Origin of the sequence: Paraburkholderia aromaticivorans, assembly GCF_012689525.1 — a bacterium.
Lineage (GTDB): Bacteria > Pseudomonadota > Gammaproteobacteria > Burkholderiales > Burkholderiaceae > Paraburkholderia > Paraburkholderia aromaticivorans_A.
This window is the reverse complement of record NZ_CP051516.1, coordinates 499,483-517,680: the sequence shown is the minus strand read 5'-3', so window position 1 is coordinate 517,680 and position 18,198 is coordinate 499,483. Positions and strand designations below refer to the sequence as shown.

18 protein-coding genes are annotated in these 18,198 nt (G+C 63.6%); 11 read left to right on the top strand and 7 right to left on the bottom strand.

Features of this window, described 5'->3' with window-relative positions; genetic code table 11:
• The first annotated feature begins 172 nt into the window (after positions 1-172).
• Both HF916_RS30380 and HF916_RS30375 read left to right on the top strand, forming a co-directional pair.
• Positions 173-556 (top strand): VOC family protein, encoded by a 384-nt coding sequence (locus HF916_RS30380; protein WP_168792593.1) that lies wholly within the window; start codon positions 173-175, stop codon positions 554-556.
• A gap of 71 nt (positions 557-627) precedes the next feature.
• Complete coding sequence (locus HF916_RS30375; protein WP_168792592.1) at positions 628-1,368, top strand: helix-turn-helix transcriptional regulator; 741 nt, start codon at positions 628-630, stop codon at positions 1,366-1,368.
• Between the two features lie 115 nt (positions 1,369-1,483).
• On the opposite strand, the gene HF916_RS30370 is transcribed toward HF916_RS30375, so the two are convergent.
• From HF916_RS30370 to HF916_RS30360, 3 genes are read right to left on the bottom strand one after another with little or no spacing between them, the layout of a single operon-like run.
• Positions 1,484-2,938, bottom strand: a complete 1,455-nt coding sequence (locus HF916_RS30370; protein ID WP_168792591.1) for an NAD(P)(+) transhydrogenase (Re/Si-specific) subunit beta — start codon at positions 2,936-2,938, stop codon at positions 1,484-1,486.
• On the bottom strand, positions 2,938-3,270 hold the full coding sequence (locus HF916_RS30365; protein WP_074763055.1) for an NAD(P) transhydrogenase subunit alpha: 333 nt from the start codon (positions 3,268-3,270) through the stop codon (positions 2,938-2,940). The genes HF916_RS30370 and HF916_RS30365 overlap by 1 nt, the downstream gene beginning before the upstream one ends.
• A gap of 12 nt (positions 3,271-3,282) precedes the next feature.
• Positions 3,283-4,425, bottom strand: coding sequence for a Re/Si-specific NAD(P)(+) transhydrogenase subunit alpha (locus HF916_RS30360; RefSeq protein WP_168792590.1), 1,143 nt, complete (start codon positions 4,423-4,425; stop codon positions 3,283-3,285).
• 344 nt (positions 4,426-4,769) lie between these two features.
• Between HF916_RS30360 and HF916_RS30355 the strand changes: the two genes are divergently transcribed.
• The 8 genes from HF916_RS30355 (at position 4,770) to HF916_RS30320 (ending at position 13,933) form a co-directional block, all read left to right on the top strand.
• A complete protein-coding gene (locus HF916_RS30355; RefSeq protein ID WP_168792589.1) occupies positions 4,770-5,249 on the top strand; it encodes an NUDIX hydrolase in 480 nt (159 codons plus the stop codon).
• 58 nt (positions 5,250-5,307) lie between these two features.
• Positions 5,308-6,453: a tRNA 2-thiouridine(34) synthase MnmA gene (gene mnmA, locus HF916_RS30350; protein ID WP_168792588.1), complete on the top strand. Its 1,146-nt coding sequence runs from the start codon at positions 5,308-5,310 to the stop codon at positions 6,451-6,453.
• A gap of 218 nt (positions 6,454-6,671) precedes the next feature.
• On the top strand, positions 6,672-8,282 hold the full coding sequence (locus HF916_RS30345) for an FMN-binding glutamate synthase family protein (RefSeq protein ID WP_168792587.1): 1,611 nt from the start codon (positions 6,672-6,674) through the stop codon (positions 8,280-8,282).
• Between the two features lie 217 nt (positions 8,283-8,499).
• Positions 8,500-9,507, top strand: a complete 1,008-nt coding sequence (gene glyQ, locus HF916_RS30340; protein ID WP_168795697.1) for a glycine--tRNA ligase subunit alpha — start codon at positions 8,500-8,502, stop codon at positions 9,505-9,507.
• 15 nt (positions 9,508-9,522) lie between these two features.
• Positions 9,523-11,622: a glycine--tRNA ligase subunit beta gene (gene glyS / locus HF916_RS30335; RefSeq protein ID WP_168792586.1), complete on the top strand. Its 2,100-nt coding sequence runs from the start codon at positions 9,523-9,525 to the stop codon at positions 11,620-11,622.
• A 10-nt stretch (positions 11,623-11,632) separates the two neighbouring features.
• Positions 11,633-12,187, top strand: a complete 555-nt coding sequence (gene gmhB, locus HF916_RS30330; protein WP_168792585.1) for a D-glycero-beta-D-manno-heptose 1,7-bisphosphate 7-phosphatase — start codon at positions 11,633-11,635, stop codon at positions 12,185-12,187.
• Between the two features lie 40 nt (positions 12,188-12,227).
• Positions 12,228-12,986 (top strand): lysophospholipid acyltransferase family protein, encoded by a 759-nt coding sequence (locus tag HF916_RS30325; RefSeq protein WP_168792584.1) that lies wholly within the window; start codon positions 12,228-12,230, stop codon positions 12,984-12,986.
• 44 nt (positions 12,987-13,030) lie between these two features.
• Positions 13,031-13,933 carry a M48 family metallopeptidase gene (locus HF916_RS30320; RefSeq protein WP_168792583.1) on the top strand — a complete coding sequence of 301 codons (903 nt, stop codon included), beginning with the start codon at positions 13,031-13,033 and terminating at the stop codon, positions 13,931-13,933.
• Between the two features lie 70 nt (positions 13,934-14,003).
• Here the strand turns inward: HF916_RS30320 and HF916_RS30315 are convergent, their stop codons facing one another.
• From HF916_RS30315 to HF916_RS30305, 3 genes are all read right to left on the bottom strand, one after another.
• Positions 14,004-14,402 carry a hypothetical protein gene (locus HF916_RS30315; RefSeq protein WP_168792582.1) on the bottom strand — a complete coding sequence of 133 codons (399 nt, stop codon included), beginning with the start codon at positions 14,400-14,402 and terminating at the stop codon, positions 14,004-14,006.
• A gap of 26 nt (positions 14,403-14,428) precedes the next feature.
• Complete coding sequence (gene gloA, locus HF916_RS30310) at positions 14,429-14,815, bottom strand: lactoylglutathione lyase (protein ID WP_168792581.1); 387 nt, start codon at positions 14,813-14,815, stop codon at positions 14,429-14,431.
• A gap of 87 nt (positions 14,816-14,902) precedes the next feature.
• A complete protein-coding gene (locus HF916_RS30305; RefSeq protein ID WP_168792580.1) occupies positions 14,903-16,024 on the bottom strand; it encodes a porin in 1,122 nt (373 codons plus the stop codon).
• 258 nt (positions 16,025-16,282) lie between these two features.
• On the opposite strand from HF916_RS30305, the gene HF916_RS30300 reads away from it, so the two are divergent.
• Positions 16,283-17,218, top strand: a complete 936-nt coding sequence (locus HF916_RS30300) for a DMT family transporter (RefSeq protein ID WP_168792579.1) — start codon at positions 16,283-16,285, stop codon at positions 17,216-17,218.
• A 34-nt stretch (positions 17,219-17,252) separates the two neighbouring features.
• Here the strand turns inward: HF916_RS30300 and rsmA are convergent, their stop codons facing one another.
• A complete protein-coding gene (rsmA, locus tag HF916_RS30295) occupies positions 17,253-18,083 on the bottom strand; it encodes a 16S rRNA (adenine(1518)-N(6)/adenine(1519)-N(6))-dimethyltransferase RsmA (RefSeq protein ID WP_168792578.1) in 831 nt (276 codons plus the stop codon).
• Positions 18,084-18,198 lie beyond the last annotated feature (115 nt).

Below are 18,198 nucleotides of genomic sequence, written 5' to 3'. Positions count from 1 at the left end.
TCCGCGGTTTTTTTTCGCCTGCGGCTTGCGGGCCGGTCCGTATTTTTTCGCCGCCGCTTTCATCGCTCCTGCCACCTCCTACTGACACCACGCTGTCAGTAGCCCCCCCGCACACTCCTTCTCACGCCATCCGGCGCTTTGCACGGCTTACCGCCATCCACAGGAGAGTGACATGTCCGCATCATCCAAAGTTGTTGCATGGTTCGAGATTCCGTCCGTCGATTTCGATCGCGCCGTCCGTTTCTATGAAGCGGCGCTCGACGTCAAACTGAATGTCCAGGAAATCGGCGGACAGCCGATCGCCGTGTTCGGCTACGAGGAACCGGCGACCGGCGGCGCGATCGTCCACAGCCCGTCGATGACGCCCACCGGCGACGGCGTGCTCGTCTATCTGAACGCGCAGCCGACCGTCGACGCCGCCCTCGCGCGCGTCGAGCAAGCCGGCGGCAAGACCGACGGCCCGGTGATCAAACTGCCGCAGGACATTGGCTATATCGCGTTCTTCACCGACACGGAAGGCAACCGCCTCGGCCTGCACTCGCGGACCAACGGCTAAACGCAACGCAACACAGCGCTCGTGCGCGGCGGCCGGTGAGCGCCGCGCACGAGCGCCGACCGGAGCGCGGCATGCGGCGCTATCATCGCGGAACTGTCCCCGTCCTCTTCTACAAGACGCCCACGATGACGCGCCGCGCCGACCGCCTGTTCCAGATCGCCGAACTGCTGCGCGGACGGCGACTGACCACCGCGCAACAACTCGCCGACTGGCTGCATATCTCGCTGCGCACGGTTTATCGCGACGTGCGCGATCTGCAACTGTCAGGGGTGCCGATCGAAGGCGAGGCCGGCATCGGTTACCGGCTGAGCCGCACGGCGAGTTTGCCGCCGCTCACCTTCACCGCCGATGAACTGGCCGCGCTCGCCGCGGGCGCGCGCATGCTCGAATCGTGGGGCGGCGCAGGCTTTGCGGGTGGCGCGCGCGGGGCGCTCGCCAAGATCGCCTCGGCCATGCCCGCCGACAAGCGCGCGACACTGGAAAGGCTGGCGGTCTTCGCGCCGTCGTTTCACATCAAAGGGGATTTTTCCGCGCAACTGGACGCGCTGCATCGCGCGATCGATACGCGGCATGTGGCGAGCTTCGCTTACGTCGATGTCAACGGCGCGGCGACCGAGCGCCGTGTCTGGCCGCTCGCCCTAGCTTATTGGGGCGCGCGCTGGACGCTTGGGGCGTGGTGTGAATTGCGCGGCGATTTCCGCAATTTCGGGCTGGAGAAGATCCAGAATCTTCAGGTGCTCGAACCCTATCCGGATCAGGAAGGCAGACGGCTCGCGGATTTGTTGCGGCATGTGAATGCGAAGCCGCGATAGAGCCACTACGCGAAAACGGCGGCGGCGGAAGACATCCTTTTCGCGCAGATTGATGGCAGACGACGGAGCCGTTCGCGGCCCGCTTCGAAGCGGGCCGCGAACGCCGGGCATGCGTCTATTCCACCGCCTTCACCATATCTTCGATCACCTTCTTCGCATCGCCGAACACCATCATCGTCTTGTCCATGTAGAACAGATCGTTGTCGAGCCCCGCGTAACCTGCGGCCATCGAGCGCTTGTTCACGATCACCGTGCGCGCCTTATAAGCCTCGATGATCGGCATGCCCGCGATCGGCGACTTCGGGTCGGTCTTCGCCGCCGGGTTCACCACGTCGTTCGCGCCGAGCACCAGCACCACGTCGACCTGACCGAACTCGCCATTGATGTCGTCCATTTCGTAGACCATTTCGTACGGCACCTCGGCTTCCGCGAGCAGCACGTTCATGTGCCCCGGCATCCGTCCAGCGACAGGGTGAATCGCGTACTTCACCTCGATGCCCTTCTCGACCAGCTTGTCGGTCAACTCCTTCAACGCATGCTGCGCACGCGCGACGGCCAGACCATAACCCGGCACGATCACCACGGTTTCAGCATTGCCGAGCATGAACGACGCATCATCGGCCGAACCCGATTTCACCGGACGCTGCTCCGCCGACCCGCCCGCCGCAGCCACGCCCGGCTCATTGCCAAAGCCGCCCAGAATCACGTTGAAGAACGAGCGGTTCATTGCCCGGCACATGATGTACGACAGGATCGCACCGGACGACCCGACCAGCGAGCCCGCGATGATCAGCATCGGATTGTTCAGCGAGAAGCCGATGCCCGCCGCCGCCCAGCCCGAGTACGAGTTCAGCATCGACACCACCACCGGCATGTCCGCGCCGCCGATCGGGATGATGATCAGCACGCCGAGCACGAACGCAATCAGCGTCATGATGATGAACGGCAGCCACGCCTGCGTGAGGAAGAAGATCACGCCGAAGCCGAGCATCGCGAGCGCAAGCAGCAGGTTGATCAGATGCTGCCCGGCATAGACGACCGGCGCGCCCTGGAAGAGCCGGAACTTGTACTTACCCGACAGCTTGCCGAACGCGATCACCGAACCCGAGAACGTGATTGCGCCAACGAACGTGCCGATGAACAGCTCGACGCGATTGCCATAAGGCAGGAAACCCGGTGCCGTGTTCTCGGGGTCGACGAGACCGAACGCAGCCGGCTCCGACACCACCGCATACGCGATACACACGGCGGCGAGACCGATCAGCGAGTGCATGGCCGCGACGAGTTCCGGCATCTTGGTCATCTCGACGCGCGCGGCGACGAACGCCCCAACGGCGCCGCCGATCACCAGCGCGACCAGCAGCAGACCGAGCCCCAACCCAAGATTCGAACCGAGCCCGTTAGCCTGCTTGACGATCAGCGCGAGGGTCGTGAGGATCGCAATCGCCATCCCGGCCATGCCGAAGGTATTGCCGATGCGCGCCGTCTTCGGATTCGACAGCCCTTTAAGCGCCTGGATGAAGCAGACCGACGCGACCAGATAAAGCAGCGTGACGACGTTCAGACTCATTACGCGTTCTCCTTGGCCGTCTTGTCAGCGATGAGCTTTTTCGGCTCTTTCTTGCGGAACATCTCCAGCATTCGTCGCGTGACGAGAAAGCCGCCGAACACGTTGACCGCCGCGAGTGCAACCGCGAGCGTGCCGAAGAACTTGCCCGGCGTGCCTAAAGTGAGACCCGCGGCGAGCATCGCGCCGACGATCACGATCGCTGAAATCGCGTTGGTCACCGCCATCAGCGGCGTGTGCAGCGCGGGCGTGACGTTCCAGACCACGTGGTAGCCGACGTAGATCGCCAGCACGAAGATGATCAGGTTGATGACGGTGTGGTTGATGACTTCCATCGCCGCTCTCCTTTATGACTTGCGCGTGACTTCACCATCACGGGCCAACAGCGTGGCCGCGACGATATCGTCCGTGAGATCGATGTTCAGGGTGGCTTCCTTCGTGATGATCAGCTTGAGGAAGTCGAGCAGGTTGCGTGCGTAAAGCGAGGACGCATCGGCGGGCACCATCGAGGCCAGATTCGTATAGCCGACGAGGGTCACGCCGTATTTGATGACCACCTTGTCCGCCTCGGTGAGCGGACAGTTGCCGCCGCGCTGGCCTTCATACTCCGCGCCCCGGCCGGCAGCGAGGTCGATCAGCACGGAGCCGGGTTTCATCGCCTGAACGGTTTCGACGGAGATCAGCGTTGGCGCCGCCCGGCCGGGAATCAACGCGGTGGAGATGACGATATCCGCCTGTTTCGCCCGCTCGTGGACCAGCCCGGACTGGCGCGTGAGCCACGAAGGCGGCATCGGCCGCGCGTAGCCGCCGACGCCCTGCGCGGCTTCGCGCTCCTCGTCGGTTTCGTAGGGCACGTCGAGAAACTTCGCGCCGAGTGATTCGATCTGCTCTTTTACCGCCGGCCGCACGTCGGACGCTTCGATCACCGCGCCCAGGCGCTTGGCGGTCGCAATCGCCTGCAAGCCGGCGACGCCCGCGCCGAGAATCAGCACGCGGGCCGCTTTGACGGTACCGGCGGCGGTCATCAGCATCGGCATGAAGCGCGGATAGAGCGTGGCGGCCAGCAGCACCGCTTTGTACCCGGCGATATTCGCCTGCGAGCTCAAAACGTCGAGACTCTGCGCGCGCGTGGTTCTTGGCGCCGCTTCGAGCGCGAACGCCGTCACGCCCGCAGTCGCCAGCTTTGATGAGTTTTCGGTATTAAAGGGATCGAGCATGCCGACGAGCGTCGCGCCGCGCTTCAGAAGCGGCAACTCGGCGTCGGTCGGCGACTGGACCTTCAGGACGAGATCGGCGCCGAACGCGGTCGCCGCGTCGACGATCTCCGCGCCGGCGGCCGTAAAGGCATCGTCAGGAAAGCTGGCGCCGGTCCCGGCGCCGCTCTGGATCGTGACCCGGTGGCCCTGGGTCACATACTTCTTGACCGTTTCGGGCGTCGCGGCGACGCGGGTTTCGTGCGCGCGCGTCTCGGCTGGCACTCCGATGTGCATCTTGTTCTCCTCCTCGACTTCCTGTTTTACGACAGATCGGCCGACGAGGCACGCCGGCTTGCAGTGCAACGGCTAACGCCTCACTTTAACCGAAACCGGGGGGTGCGCAAAAATCGGGGACAATCCGGGGGTGCCCAACGGGCGCGGTCGACTTGCCGGTCGTGCAGCGCGGGCCGCAACCCGGGCCGATTCAAAGGGCATCATTCCGCGGCCGCACGCTCGCCCCGGTCACTCCACTGCGGGCGGCGCGCCGCCGCCTGGCCGCAGCTCGCCGCCCGCCCGTCGCCCCGGCCCGCCGCCCGCTTCCCGGCAGGCGAGGCCCATAACCGGTAAAATGCGCACCCATGAAACCGGAAACCTGGCTGCCGCACGTCACCGTCGCGGCCATCGTCGAGCGTGACGGGCGCTTTCTCGTGGTCGAGGAACATACCGCCGACGGGCTGCGCCTGAACCAGCCCGCAGGCCATCTGGAGGCGGGCGAGACGCTGTTGGAAGCGGTGATCCGCGAAACGCTCGAGGAAACCGCCCATCCGTTCGCGCCCGAGGCGCTGGTGGGCATGTACATGACCCATTTCGAGCGGCCCGGCAGTGAGGGCGTCACCTACCTGCGCTTCACCTATTGCGGCGCGGGCGGCGAAGCCGATCCGCAGCGCGCCCTCGACCCCGACATCGTCCGCACGTTGTGGATGAGCGCCGACGAATTGCGCGCCTGTCCCGAACGGCACCGCACGCCGCTCGTCATGCAATGTCTCGACGATTACCTCGCGGGCCGGCGTTTCCCGCTCGACTTCGTGCACACGCATTCGGTCGGGCAAAAAAGATAGCCGCAACCAGCGGCCCACCCACGATCCATGAAGTCACGCAGCACCCAGTGAGCATCTTATGAGCAAGCAGAAAGTCGTAGTAGGCATGTCGGGCGGCGTCGATTCGTCGGTTACCGCATGGCTGCTGAAGGAACAGGGCTACGACGTGGTCGGCCTGTTCATGAAAAACTGGGAAGACGACGACGACAGCGAATACTGCTCGACGCGACAGGACTGGATCGACGTGGTTTCGGTGGCGGACCTGATCGGCATCGACGTCGAAGCGGTCAACTTCGCCTCGGAATACAAGGACCGCGTGTTCGCCGAATTCCTGCGCGAATACTCGGCCGGCCGCACGCCGAATCCGGACGTGCTCTGCAACGCCGAAATCAAGTTCAAGGCTTTCCTCGACCACGCCATGTCGCTCGGCGCGGAAACCATCGCGACCGGCCACTATGCGCGCGTGCGCGAGAACAACGGCCGCTTCGAACTGCTGAAGGCGTTCGACCATACGAAAGACCAGTCGTACTTTCTGCATCGGTTGAATCAGGCGCAATTGTCGAAGACACTGTTTCCGCTCGGCGAGATTCCGAAAACCAAGGTACGTGAAATCGCCGAGCAGATCGCGCTGCCCAATGCGAAGAAGAAAGACTCGACCGGCATCTGCTTTATCGGCGAACGGCCGTTCCGCGACTTCCTGAACCGCTATCTGCCGACCCAACCGGGCCCGATGAAAACCACCGACGGCAAAGTGGTCGGCGAACACATCGGCCTCGCGTTCTACACGTTCGGCCAGCGCAAGGGCATCGGCCTCGGCGGCAGCAAGGACGGCAGCGGCGAGCCGTGGTTCGTCGCCGGCAAGGACATTCCGTCGAACACGCTGTACGTCGCGCAGGGCCACGATCACGCATGGCTGCTCAGCCATACGCTGTCCGCCGGCAATACGAGCTGGGTGGCCGGCGAGCCGCCGGCGGACGGCTTTGCGTGCGGCGCGAAGACCCGTTACCGGCAAGCGGATGCGCCGTGCACGTTCAGTGCGGCGGGCGGCGGCGAAGGCCTTTTCGAACTGAATTTCGACGCGGCGCAATGGGCTGTCACACCGGGGCAATCTGCGGTGCTCTACGATGGCGACGTGTGCCTCGGCGGCGGCATCATCGAACACGCGGTCACCGGACAGCCGGTCGCGCGCGAGCCGCAAAAAGCGGCGCTGCTGAGCGCCCGTTGATCCACGCGTCTGATCGTGCGGCAACACGGCCTATCGCCGCACGCGCTTCACTTTCACGCTTCAACCTGCGCTGCGCGTGGCATCCATGCGCTCGCTCTTCAAGCCGCAGCTAGCTTCACCATAACAAGCAGCCGTTCGTTTTCCTTCGCGGCGGATTCCGTCTGTGCCGGCAGCGCTGGCGATCCCGCCGTGACGATCCTCACTGCACTGGAGTCCCCATGTTTTCTCGACGTTATCTGGCCATGTGGTGCGCAGCCGCGCTGTTCGCCGTCTGCGCGGCGTTGGCCGACACGCATCACATTGCCTGGTTCTGGATCATCGTGCCGCTCGCGCTGGTCGCGCTCGGCCTGTTCGACCTGACGCAGCAGCGCCACGCGATCCTGCGCAACTATCCACTGTGGGGCCATTTCCGTTTCCTGTTCGAATTCATCCGTCCGGAAATCCGCCAGTATTTCGTCGAAGGCGACACGGACGAAAAGCCGTTCTCGCGCGTCCAGCGCAGCATCGTCTATCAGCGCGCGAAGAACGACGTCGACAGCCGCCCGTACGGGACCGAACTCGACGTCAAAGCGGTGGCACATGAATGGATCAGCCACTCGCTCGCGCCGACCACGCTCGAGAATCACGACTTCCGCATCGTCGTCGGACCGGATCGCGCGCAGCCTTATTCGATGTCGATCTTCAACGTCTCGGCGATGAGCTTCGGCTCGCTCTCGGCGAACGCGATCATGGCGCTGAACCTCGGCGCGAAGAAAGGCAACTTCGCGCACGACACCGGCGAAGGCTCGATGTCGAAATATCACCGTGAGCATGGCGGCGACATCATCTGGGAAATCGCTTCGGGCTACTTCGGCTGCCGCAACGACGACGGCACGTTCAGCGCGGAGAAGTTTGCGAAGCAGGCCGCCGAGCCGCAAGTGAAGATGATCGAGGTGAAGCTCTCGCAAGGCGCGAAGCCGGGTCACGGCGGCGTGCTGCCGGCCGCCAAGATCACACCGGAAATCGCGGAGACACGCGGCGTGCCGATGGGCCGCGACTGCATCTCGCCGGCTACGCACTCCGAGTTCTCGACGCCGCGCGGCCTGCTCGAATTCGTCGACCGTCTGCGCACGCTGTCAGGTGGCAAGCCGACCGGCTTCAAGCTGTGCATTGGACATCCGTGGGAATTCTTCGGCATTGCCAAGGCGATGCTGGAAACCGGCATCCTGCCGGACTTCATCGTCGTGGACGGCGCGGAAGGCGGCACGGGCGCGGCGCCGCTCGAATTCACCGATCACGTCGGTGTGCCGTTGCAAGAGGGCCTGCTGCTGGTGCACAACACGCTGGTCGGCATCGGCTTGCGGCAACGTATTCGCATCGGCGCGAGCGGCAAGATGATCACCGCGTTCGACATCACCAAGACCCTCGCGATCGGCGCGGATTGGGTCAACGCTGCGCGCGGCTTCATGTTCGCGGTGGGCTGCATTCAGGCCCAGACCTGCCACACGGGGCGCTGCCCGACCGGCGTCGCGACGCAAGACCCCGTGCGCCAGCGCGCTTTGGTGGTTCCGGACAAGGCCGACCGCGTGTTCAATTTCCATCACAACACGCTGCATGCGCTGAAGGAAATCATTCAGGCCGCGGGGCTGAAGCATCCGGCGGAACTGCGCGCGCATCACATCGTGCGGCGCGTGTCGTCGCATGAGGTGCGGTTGATGTCGGAACTGCTGAAGTATCTCGAACCGAACGATCTGCTCAACGACAACTATCGCTACTCGCTGTTCGAGAAGTATTGGCCGGTGGCGCAGAGCGATTCGTTCTCGCCGAAGATGGAACTGGCGGCGACCTGAGCCAGTGGCCGACGTAGTCGGCACGACGCATGACCAACGACGCAGGGCCGCCACACGCGGCCCTTTGTCGTCTAAAGAACACTCAATCTCCCGTCCGACCCCGCAAAACGGACACCCCCCTCCCTTTCCGTTAAAATCTACGGTTTAGCACTTCGCTCCACGGCCACCCGGCGCGCTTCGGCGCTCACGGCGCGGCCTCATGCCCGAAAGGCACTTCATGCTCACGTTTCAGCAAATCATCCTGACCTTGCAGTCCTACTGGGACAAGCAGGGTTGCGCGTTGCTCCAGCCGATCGACATGGAAGTCGGCGCGGGCACGTCCCACGTCCATACCTTCCTGCGCGCGGTCGGCCCCGAGCCGTGGCGCGCGGCGTACGTGCAACCGTCGCGCCGCCCGAAAGACGGCCGCTACGGTGAGAACCCGAACCGTCTGCAGCACTACTACCAGTACCAGGTGGTGCTCAAGCCGGCGCCGGAAAATATCCTCGATCTGTACCTCGGCTCGCTCGAAGCCCTCGGCTTCGACCTGAAGCAGAACGACGTGCGCTTCGTCGAAGACGACTGGGAAAACCCCACGCTCGGCGCCTGGGGTCTGGGCTGGGAAGTGTGGCTGAACGGCATGGAAGTGACCCAGTTCACGTACTTCCAACAGGTGGGCGGCCTGGATTGCAAACCCGTGCTCGGCGAAATCACGTACGGGCTCGAACGCCTCGCCATGTATCTGCAGAAGGTCGAAAACGTCTACGACCTCGTCTGGACCGAGTGGGAAGAGCAAGGCCCGAACGGCCCGGAACTGCGTCGCCTGACTTATGGCGACGTGTACCACCAGAACGAAGTCGAACAGTCCACCTACAACTTCGAGCACGCAAACGTCGAGTTGCTGTTCTCGATCTTCAACAGCTACGAAGCCGAAGCCAGGCGCATGATCGAAGCGCAGCTCGCGCTGCCCTCCTATGAGCTGGTACTGAAGGCCGGCCACACGTTCAACCTGCTCGACGCACGCGGCGCCATTTCGGTCACGGAACGCGCGGCGTATATCGGCCGCATCCGTGCGCTGTCGAAGCTGGTCGCGCAGGCCTACTACGATTCGCGCGAAAAGCTCGGCTTCCCGATGCTCGGCAATCCGGTGCACGGCGTGCCCGGCCTCACGACCGACGAACAGGATGCCGCGATGCCCGCGTGGGCGCCGCCGCTGAAAGTCGAACGCAAGATCGACCAGGACTGACGAGAACATCAACACATGACTCAACCCCATCAAGCTACCCTGCTCGTCGAGCTGCTGACCGAAGAACTGCCGCCGAAAGCGCTCGCGCGTCTCGGCGACGCCTTCGCGGAAGGCATTGCGCAGCGCCTCGCGGCGCGCGATCTGGTCGAAGGCGAACTGTCGTTCGAACGTTATGCCACGCCGCGCCGCCTCGCCGTCATGATCAAGAACGTGCGCGCCGTTGCGCCGGAAAAACACGTGCGCGAAAAACTGCTGCCGGTTTCCGTCGCGCTGGATAAAGACGGCCAGCCCACCGCGCCGCTCACCAAGAAACTCGCCGCGCTCGGCTTCCCCGATTTTTCGGTGAACGACCTGGAGCGCGCGCAGGACGGCAAGGCCGAAGCCTTCTTCCTGCGCTATGCCGCGCCCGGCGCCACGCTCGCCGACGGCCTGCAAAGCGCGCTCGACGAAACGCTCGCCAAACTGCCGATCCCGAAAGTCATGACGTATCAGCGCCCGGACGGCACCAACGTGCAGTTCGTGCGTCCGGCGCATCGGCTGACCGCGCTGCATGGCGAACAGATCGTGCCGGTGAGCGCGCTCGGCATCGACGCCGACGACACCACGCTCGGCCATCGCTTCCTCTCCGAAGGTTTCGTGCAGATCCAGCACGCGGATACTTACGCCGAGACGCTGCTGCATAAAGGGCACGTGGTCGCGAGTTTCGTCGATCGCAAGGAAACCATCCGCACGCATCTGCTCGCGCAAGCCGACGGCGACCAGGTGGTGATGCCGGAATCGCTGCTGGACGAAGTCACGTCGCTGGTCGAATGGCCGGTGGTCTACGCGTGCCGTTTCGAGGACGAATTTCTGCAAGTGCCGCAGGAATGCCTGATCCTCACCATGCAGACCAACCAGAAATACTTCGCGCTAACCGATGCGAACGGCAAGCTGCGTTCGCGCTTCCTGATCGTGTCGAATATCGAGACGTCCACGCCGGGCGATATCGTCGAAGGCAATGAACGTGTGGTGCGTCCGCGTCTCGCTGACGCGAAGTTCTTCTTCGAGCAGGACAAGAAGAAGCCGCTCGCCGATCGCGTGCCGCTGCTCGCGAACGTCGTGTATCACAACAAGCTGGGCTCGGCGCTGCAACGCGTGGAGCGCGTCGAAGCGCTGGCCGGCGCGATCGCCGGATTGATCGGCGCGGACGTGACGCTCGCGAAGCGCGCCGCGCGTCTGGCCAAGGCCGACCTGATCACCGACATGGTGGGCGAATTCCCCGAGCTGCAAGGCACGATGGGCACCTACTACGCGCGCCACGACGGCGAGCCGGAAGAAGTCGCGCTCGCGTGCTCGGAACATTATCAGCCGCGTTTCTCCGGCGATGCATTGCCCACCACTGCAACCGGTACTGTCGTCGCGCTGGCCGACAAGCTCGAAACGCTGGTCGGCATCTGGGGCATCGGCCTGCAACCCACCGGCGAGAAAGACCCGTTCGCGTTGCGCCGTCACGCGCTCGGCGTGCTGCGCATTCTCGTCGAGAAGCAATTGCCGATCGACCTGGTCGAACTGCTGCGCACGGCTCACGCGCAATTCGCCGCCGTGCCGAACGTCGCCGATTCGACGCAAGCCATTTACGAATTCAGCATGGACCGTCTGCGCGGCCTGCTGCGCGAACGAGGCTACGCGCCGGGCGAAATCGACGCGGTGCTGGCGCTGAACCCCACGCGTCTCGACGACATCGTTGCGCGTCTGGATGCCGTGCGGGAATTCGCGGCGTTGCCAGAAGCGGCATCGCTCGCGGCGGCCAACAAGCGCATCTCGAACATTTTGAAGAAGTCGGAAGGCGCGGCGACCGGCGGCGTGCAGGTCACCCTGCTCATCGAAGCGGCGGAAAAAGCCTTGCATGCGCAACTCGAACAGGTCGCGCCGCGCGTGCAATCGCAACTGGCCGCACGCGACTACACGGGCGCGCTAACCGCGCTCGCCGCGTTGCGCGAACCGGTCGACACGTTCTTCAACGACGTGATGGTCAACGCCGAAGATCCGGCGTTGCGCGCCAACCGTTTGGCCTTGCTCGGCGCACTGCATCAGCAGATGAACTGCGTCGCCGACATTTCCCGACTCGCCGCCTGAGCCCCGCGCCATGCCGACCAAAAAAGTGGTGATTCTCGACCGCGACGGCGTGATCAACGTCGACTCCGACGCGTTCATCAAGTCGCCGGACGAGTGGGTGGCACTGCCCGGTTCGCTCGAAGCCATCGCGCGTCTGAATCAGGCCGGCTATCGCGTGGCGATCGCCACCAACCAGTCGGGCATCGGCCGCGGCCTGTTCGATATGAACGCGCTCAACGCGATGCATCTGAAGATGCATCGCATGGCGGCAACGGTGGGCGGGCGCATCGACGCGGTGTTCTTTTGCCCGCACACGGCGGAAGATCATTGCGAGTGCCGCAAGCCGAAGCCCGGCATGCTGAAGATGATCGCCGAGCGCTTCGAGGTCGACCCGGAACATACGCCGGTGGTCGGCGACTCTCTGCGTGATCTGCAAGCAGGTGCGTCGCTCGGCCATCCGGCTCATCTGGTGCTGACCGGCAAGGGCCGCAAAACGCTCGATGCCGGCGGCTTGCCCGAAGGCACGATCGTCCACGACGATCTGCGCGCCTTCGCACTCGACTTCCTCGCCGACGCTCAAGAGTGACGCGCGCCACGCGCGTCCCCAACCCTCACTGACCACGCCGATGCGCTTCATTCGTTCTTTGCTTCTGCTGATCTACTTCGTTCTGTTCACCGTGCCGTACGCGACTGCATGCTTCATTGCATTTCCGTTCATGCGCGCCGACAACCGCTACTGGATGGCTGCCGGCTGGTGCCGCGCGACGCTGCATACGGTGCGCTGGCTCAACGGTATCCGCTACAACATCGAAGGCTTCGAGAACCTGCCTGACGGTCCCGCGGTGCTGCTCTCCAAACATCAATCGGCATGGGAAACGCTGGCGTTTCCGGCGCTGATGCCGCGACCGCTGTGCTACGTGTTCAAGCGCGAACTGCTGTACGTGCCGTTCTTCGGCTGGGCGCTCGGCATGCTGAAGATGGTTCATATCGATCGCAAGGAAGGCAAGTACGCGTTCGAATCGGTCATCAAGCAAGGCAAGGCACGCATGGCGGAAGGCGCCTGGATCATCATGTTTCCAGAAGGCACACGCACGCCGACCGGCAGGCAAGGCAAGTACAAAACCGGTGGTGCGCGTTTCGCGGCGGCCACCGGCGCGCCGGTCGTGCCGATCGCGCACAACGCAGGACGTGTGTGGCCTCGCAACTCGTTTCTCAAATATGCGGGTATAGTCACAGTGTCGATCGGCAAGCCGATCGACACGACGGGGCTCACGCCCGATGAAGTTAACACGCGCGTCGAACAGTGGATCGAAGCTGAAATGCGTCGCATCGATCCTACCGCGTACCGCGCGGCGGAAAGCAGTTCCGCCGCCGCACCAATCTGACGCGCCCACGCCCTCGAAGGCGTATTTGCGCGAAGCCGAATCCGATGCAGAAGTCTCCTACGCCACAGCCCGCTGCGGCGCTCGATAACCGGCAACTCGATCTCCCGCTCTTCGCCGAGCCGGGGTCGACGTCGTCGTCCCCTTCACCTTCCGCACCAACGCCAGGCGCTTCGCAGAGCTCGCCAGGCGGCCAGCAGCCGGCCGTGCTGCTCGCGCCGGATGGCAGCAAGTTGCGCAGCCTCGCGATCGGCTCACGCACGCTCCACTACGTGCTCAAGCGTTCGGCGCGCCGCTCGATCGGCTTCGCGATCGACAGCACGGGTCTGACGATCACCGCGCCGCGCTGGGTCACGCTCGCCGATATCGAAACCGCGATCACCGAAAAGCAGCGCTGGATTTTCACGAAGCTGATCGAGTGGCAAACGCGTGTCGAGCAGCGCGCGTTGCCGAAGGTCGACTGGAAAGATGGCGCCGAAGTGCCGTATCTCGGTCAGCCCGTGCGCGTGAAACTCGGCGCGCCGCAAGGCATGCTCGCGTTCAGCGCGGAAGATGCGGCGCTGCAAGTGCCGCTGCCATTGCAAGCGGATCCGCAGCAGATCAAGGATCGCGTGCAAGGCTGGCTGCAGGGTGAAGCGAAGCGTCTGTTCGGCGAGCGCCTTGCGATCTACTCGGAGAAACTGGGCGTGAACTATCGCGCGTATGCGCTCTCTTCAGCGGCGACGCGTTGGGGCAGTTGTTCGAGTGACGGCAAGATTCGCCTGAACTGGCGGCTGATTCACTTCCCGCTTTCCATCATCGATTACGTCGTCGCGCACGAACTCGCGCATCTGCGTGAAATGAATCACAGCCCGCGTTTCTGGCAAACAGTCGAATCGATTTTTCCGGAATTCCGCGAGGCGCGGCAGACACTGAAGTCGCATCCGCCGGAATTGCTGCCGACGCTTTAGCGCCTTTTTCGTGCCTTGAAACCGGCGCTTCGATTTCAATCTGAAGCGCCGGTTTGTCACACACTGCCGCTCATTCCGAGCACAAGGTTTCCTGCAAATGACGCCACGTCACCTTGCCGTGCGCGTCGAGATCCATCACCGCCGTGGAGCGCCGCACGTTCGCGTTGCCGGCGTTGTCGCGCTGATACTCGCGATATTTCACCACCGCCCCTGACGGATAGTCGGCGACGATCTCCTTGTCGCGGATCGTGATTTGCGAGCCCGGACGCGCGCCGTGCAGCTTCGAGAAAATCTCGCGCACACCGGCGTGATCCAGTGCGATGCCCGATGTCATGACCAGCGTGAATTGCGGTGCGAAGCGCGCCATGATTCGCTGCAGCGCGCCCGCGTCAGCGGAACCGTCGAACAGGGCCGCGATTTCGACGTGGATCTCGTCGAGTTCTTTGAAGTAGGGATTGATGTTATTCATTGATTGACCTCGCCCTGCCGCCAGCCTTATTTCTTCTTCTGGATGAACTCGATCTTGTAGCCGTCCGGGTCCGTGACGAAAGCGATCACGGTCGTGCCGTGTTTCATCGGACCGGCTTCGCGCACCACCGTCCCGCCCTGTGCCTTGATCTTGTCACACGAGGCGTAGGCGTCTTCCACTTCGACGGCGAGGTGGCCGAAGCCGGTGCCGAGGTCGTACGAAGGCGTGTCCCAGTTGTGGGTCAGTTCGAGCACGGTGCCGTCGCGTTCATCTTCGTAACCGACGAATGCCAGCGTGAATTTGCCGTCCGGATAGTCGTCGCGGCGCAGCAGTTTCATGCCGAGCAGTTCAGTGTAGAAGGCGATCGAACGGTCCAGGTCGCCGACCCGGAGCATAGTGTGAAGCAGGCGCATGATGCACTCCCTGTTGCGTGGTAACGAGACCGCCAATGTACCCGGAATCGCGCGGCGCTGCAGAGCGTGCCACCTGTGAATCAGTACTCAGAACTGATGTCGCACGCCGGCCATCAAACCGATCTGCGAGCCCTTCTGCGCGAGCCCCACGCTGTTGACGCCCTGCAACTGCGCGCCGATCAGGTCGCCGCGATACAGCGAATAATCGCCTTCCAGATAGACGTCCGTGCGCCGGGACAGGTTGTAGTCGGCGACCAGTTGGTACTGCCACGCCGAGCCGTCCTGCGCGGCGGTCTTGCCGTCCTGCAACGTGCGCCAGACGTTCGCGGCGAAGTGCCACTTATTGCTGACCTGTTGCGTGATGCCGCCCATGATCATGCGACGCCGCGCGAAGTCCGTGTATTTGAGCGCTGCCAGCACGGGCGCGGTGAACGGCCCGTTGGCGAAATTCGAAAAGCCCGCGTCGTTCTGATTGACGATGTAGCCGGCGGAAAAACGCGTCAGATTCCACGTGTACGAGCCGCCGAACGTCCATGTCTTCGCGGCCGCGCCGTTGACCGAATCTTTCGACACTTCATACGCGCCGCCGACGCTCAACGGACCGCCTTCGGGTTTATAAGCCGCGGCCGCGCCGATCTGGCTGCCATAGGCATTGCCCGCATTGCCGCCGAATGCGTAGCCGGCCGCGAACGTGAAGCCGTTATATCTCGCCTGATATTGCACCTGGTTGCTGGTCCAGATGCCGCCCGTCATGGTGATTTCAGGTTGAAAACTGAAGTCGTACGGGATCCACGAATTGCTGCCGTAGCCGGCCACCGTCACACCTTCGATCACGACGTTGTACTGACGCCCGAGGATGATCTGGCCGTACGAATCCGATCGCACGCCGACCTGCGCTTCGTTGAAGAACGGCAGCGTGGGATCGCTTTGGCCGCTGTTGATGTAAATGCGGTTTTCGAGTTTGAAGAAGGTAGACCAGCCGCCGCCGAGATCCTCGACGCCCTTCAGCCCCCAGCGGCTTTGCGTCATGCCGCCTGTGCCGAGTCCGATCGACGAATCGCCTGCCTTGTTGACGTGAGTCAGGTAGCGCACGCTTTCGTCGACCACGCCGTACAGCGTCACGCTGGATTGCGCGTGCGCCATCTGACACCCCAACGACGCCAATGCCGCGGGAACCGCGGCCGCTGCCCACCTGCCTACGTTCTTCATATCTTCTCCTCGTACAGGCTCCGCGTCGCGCGGATGGAGTTCGTCTGCTTTGAATGTCCTGACAAAACCTTAGTGGCAGAACCTTAGCGCGAAACGGCACCCGCGCGAAATTAGTCTGAAGCAGGTGTTGTTAAGTCGGCAAAAACGCTTGCGGCGTTGCTTGCGGCCTATAAGAAGCACGCGTAGGCGGTGGGGTCATCGGCGGGCGGCTTGGGCAGGTTTGCTATCGTACGAGCTATTTCCGACTCGACACCGCCCATGAGCACCTCCGCCCTGCCCGTACGCCGCGCCCCGGATAGCTTCGCCATCCTGTTGATGATCGGCCTGTGCGCGATCTGGGGTCTCCAGCAAGTCGCGATCAAAAGCACCAATGCGGCGGTGCCGCCGGTCTTCCAGGCGGGCCTGCGTTCGGCGATTGCGTCGGTGTTGGTGTGGGGTTGGGCGCGCTCACGCGGCACGCCGCTCTTTCGCGACGACGGCACCCTGGGCGCCGGCCTGCTCGCGGGTGTGCTATTCGCGGGCGAGTTCGTGTGCATTTTTCTCGGCCTGACGCTGACCAGCGCGTCGCGCATGGCGGTCTTTCTGTACACCGCGCCGTGCTTCACGGCGCTCGGCCTGCACTGGTTCGTCGACGGCGAGCGCATGCGGCGGATTCAGTGGGTCGGTATCGTCGTGGCCTTCGCGGGCATATCGCTCGCCTTCGCGGACGGCTTCCTGCACGGCCACACCGCCGGCGGTTCGTTGCTCGCGGGTGTTGCGGGCGACGCGCTCGGTGTGCTGGGCGGCATCGCGTGGGCCGCTACAACCGTGGTGGTGCGCGCCACGCGACTCGCTCAATCGAGTGCCAGCAAGACGCTGTTTTATCAACTGATGGTGTCGGCGGTGGTGCTGCTCGCGCTTGCGCTCGGACTCGGCCAGGCGCACGTGGAAACCGTCACGCCGCTGGCCGTGGTGAGCCTCGCGTATCAGGCGGTGATCGTGGCGTTCGTCAGCTATCTGGTGTGGTTCTGGTTGCTGACGCGCTATATCGCGTCGCGCCTGTCGGTGTTCTCGTTCCTCACGCCGCTGTTTGGCGTGACCTTCGGCGTGCTGCTGCTCGGCGAGTCGTTCAGTCTGCGCTTTCTGATGGCCGCGGTGCTGGTGTTGACCGGCATCGCGCTGGTCAACGCACCGGCGAAGCGGGTGACGACCTAGAGCCTCGGGCCGTCAAGGCCAAAGGCCCAAAGGCTTAGGCTTTGCCCGCCACGATCTGCGCCACGCGCACGTATTCCGCCACCGACACGTCTTCAGCGCGGCGTTGCAGGTCGAAGCCGAGCGCCTCGAAATCCACCGAATCGCGATACGCAGCGAGCGTATTGCGCAACATCTTGCGACGCTGCGAGAACGCGGCCGTCACCACTTCGCCGAGCACGCGCTCGTCCACCGGCGCCAGTTCATGCAGTTCGTACGGGATCATCCGCACGATCGCCGAATCGACTTTCGGCGGCGGGTTGAACGATTCGGGCGGCACGTCGAGTTGCTTGTCGATCACGTAGCGGTATTGCAGCATCACCGAGAGACGGCTGAACGCCTTGGTGCCCGGCTCCGCCACCATCCGCTCGACCACTTCGTTCTGCAACATGAAGTGCTGATCGATCACGCGATGCGCAAACGACGTCAGATGAAACAGCAGCGGGCTCGAAATGTTGTACGGCAAATTGCCGACAATGCGCAGCGACGCTTTCTCGCCGGGCGCGGCCAGCGAACCGAAGTCGAACGCGAGCGCGTCGCCGGCGTGCAGTTCGAGCAGGCCGCCGAATTTCGTCTTCAGACGGCCGATCAGATCGCGATCCAGTTCCACGGCGTGCAAGGGCGCTTCCGGCGTCGCCAGACGCTCGATCAGCGGTTCGGTGAGCGCGCCCAAGCCCGGCCCGATCTCGACCATACGCTCGCCGCGTTGCGGCCGGATGACATCGACGATCGAATCGATCACGCCCATGTCGACCAGAAAGTTCTGACCGAAACGCTTGCGCGCGATATGACCTTGGTGCCGGCCCTGTTGCTGTCTGCTGGTGGACATCGAAGAAACGCTAAGAAAGAGAACTGCTTAAGAAAAGGAACTGGCTGATCGGCGCGTGTTTGCTCGGCGCGCTCGCCATGCTGCCTACGCTGCTGCTAGCGGCAGGATACACGCG

What these genes read in the sequence shown, in the direction of transcription:
- HF916_RS30380 (WP_168792593.1), top strand. Translation starts at nt 173, where the DNA reads ATGTCCGCATCATCCAAAGTTGTTGCATGGTTCGAGATTCCGTCCGTC.
- HF916_RS30375 (WP_168792592.1), top strand. Translation starts at nt 628, where the DNA reads ATGCGGCGCTATCATCGCGGAACTGTCCCCGTCCTCTTCTACAAGACG.
- HF916_RS30370 (WP_168792591.1), bottom strand. Translation starts at nt 2,938, where the DNA reads ATGAGTCTGAACGTCGTCACGCTGCTTTATCTGGTCGCGTCGGTCTGC.
- HF916_RS30365 (WP_074763055.1), bottom strand. Translation starts at nt 3,270, where the DNA reads ATGGAAGTCATCAACCACACCGTCATCAACCTGATCATCTTCGTGCTG.
- HF916_RS30360 (WP_168792590.1), bottom strand. Translation starts at nt 4,425, where the DNA reads ATGCACATCGGAGTGCCAGCCGAGACGCGCGCGCACGAAACCCGCGTC.
- HF916_RS30355 (WP_168792589.1), top strand. Translation starts at nt 4,770, where the DNA reads ATGAAACCGGAAACCTGGCTGCCGCACGTCACCGTCGCGGCCATCGTC.
- mnmA (WP_168792588.1), top strand. Translation starts at nt 5,308, where the DNA reads ATGAGCAAGCAGAAAGTCGTAGTAGGCATGTCGGGCGGCGTCGATTCG.
- HF916_RS30345 (WP_168792587.1), top strand. Translation starts at nt 6,672, where the DNA reads ATGTTTTCTCGACGTTATCTGGCCATGTGGTGCGCAGCCGCGCTGTTC.
- glyQ (WP_168795697.1), top strand. Translation starts at nt 8,500, where the DNA reads ATGCTCACGTTTCAGCAAATCATCCTGACCTTGCAGTCCTACTGGGAC.
- glyS (WP_168792586.1), top strand. Translation starts at nt 9,523, where the DNA reads ATGACTCAACCCCATCAAGCTACCCTGCTCGTCGAGCTGCTGACCGAA.
- gmhB (WP_168792585.1), top strand. Translation starts at nt 11,633, where the DNA reads ATGCCGACCAAAAAAGTGGTGATTCTCGACCGCGACGGCGTGATCAAC.
- HF916_RS30325 (WP_168792584.1), top strand. Translation starts at nt 12,228, where the DNA reads ATGCGCTTCATTCGTTCTTTGCTTCTGCTGATCTACTTCGTTCTGTTC.
- HF916_RS30320 (WP_168792583.1), top strand. Translation starts at nt 13,031, where the DNA reads ATGCAGAAGTCTCCTACGCCACAGCCCGCTGCGGCGCTCGATAACCGG.
- HF916_RS30315 (WP_168792582.1), bottom strand. Translation starts at nt 14,402, where the DNA reads ATGAATAACATCAATCCCTACTTCAAAGAACTCGACGAGATCCACGTC.
- gloA (WP_168792581.1), bottom strand. Translation starts at nt 14,815, where the DNA reads ATGCGCCTGCTTCACACTATGCTCCGGGTCGGCGACCTGGACCGTTCG.
- HF916_RS30305 (WP_168792580.1), bottom strand. Translation starts at nt 16,024, where the DNA reads ATGAAGAACGTAGGCAGGTGGGCAGCGGCCGCGGTTCCCGCGGCATTG.
- HF916_RS30300 (WP_168792579.1), top strand. Translation starts at nt 16,283, where the DNA reads ATGAGCACCTCCGCCCTGCCCGTACGCCGCGCCCCGGATAGCTTCGCC.
- rsmA (WP_168792578.1), bottom strand. Translation starts at nt 18,083, where the DNA reads ATGTCCACCAGCAGACAGCAACAGGGCCGGCACCAAGGTCATATCGCG.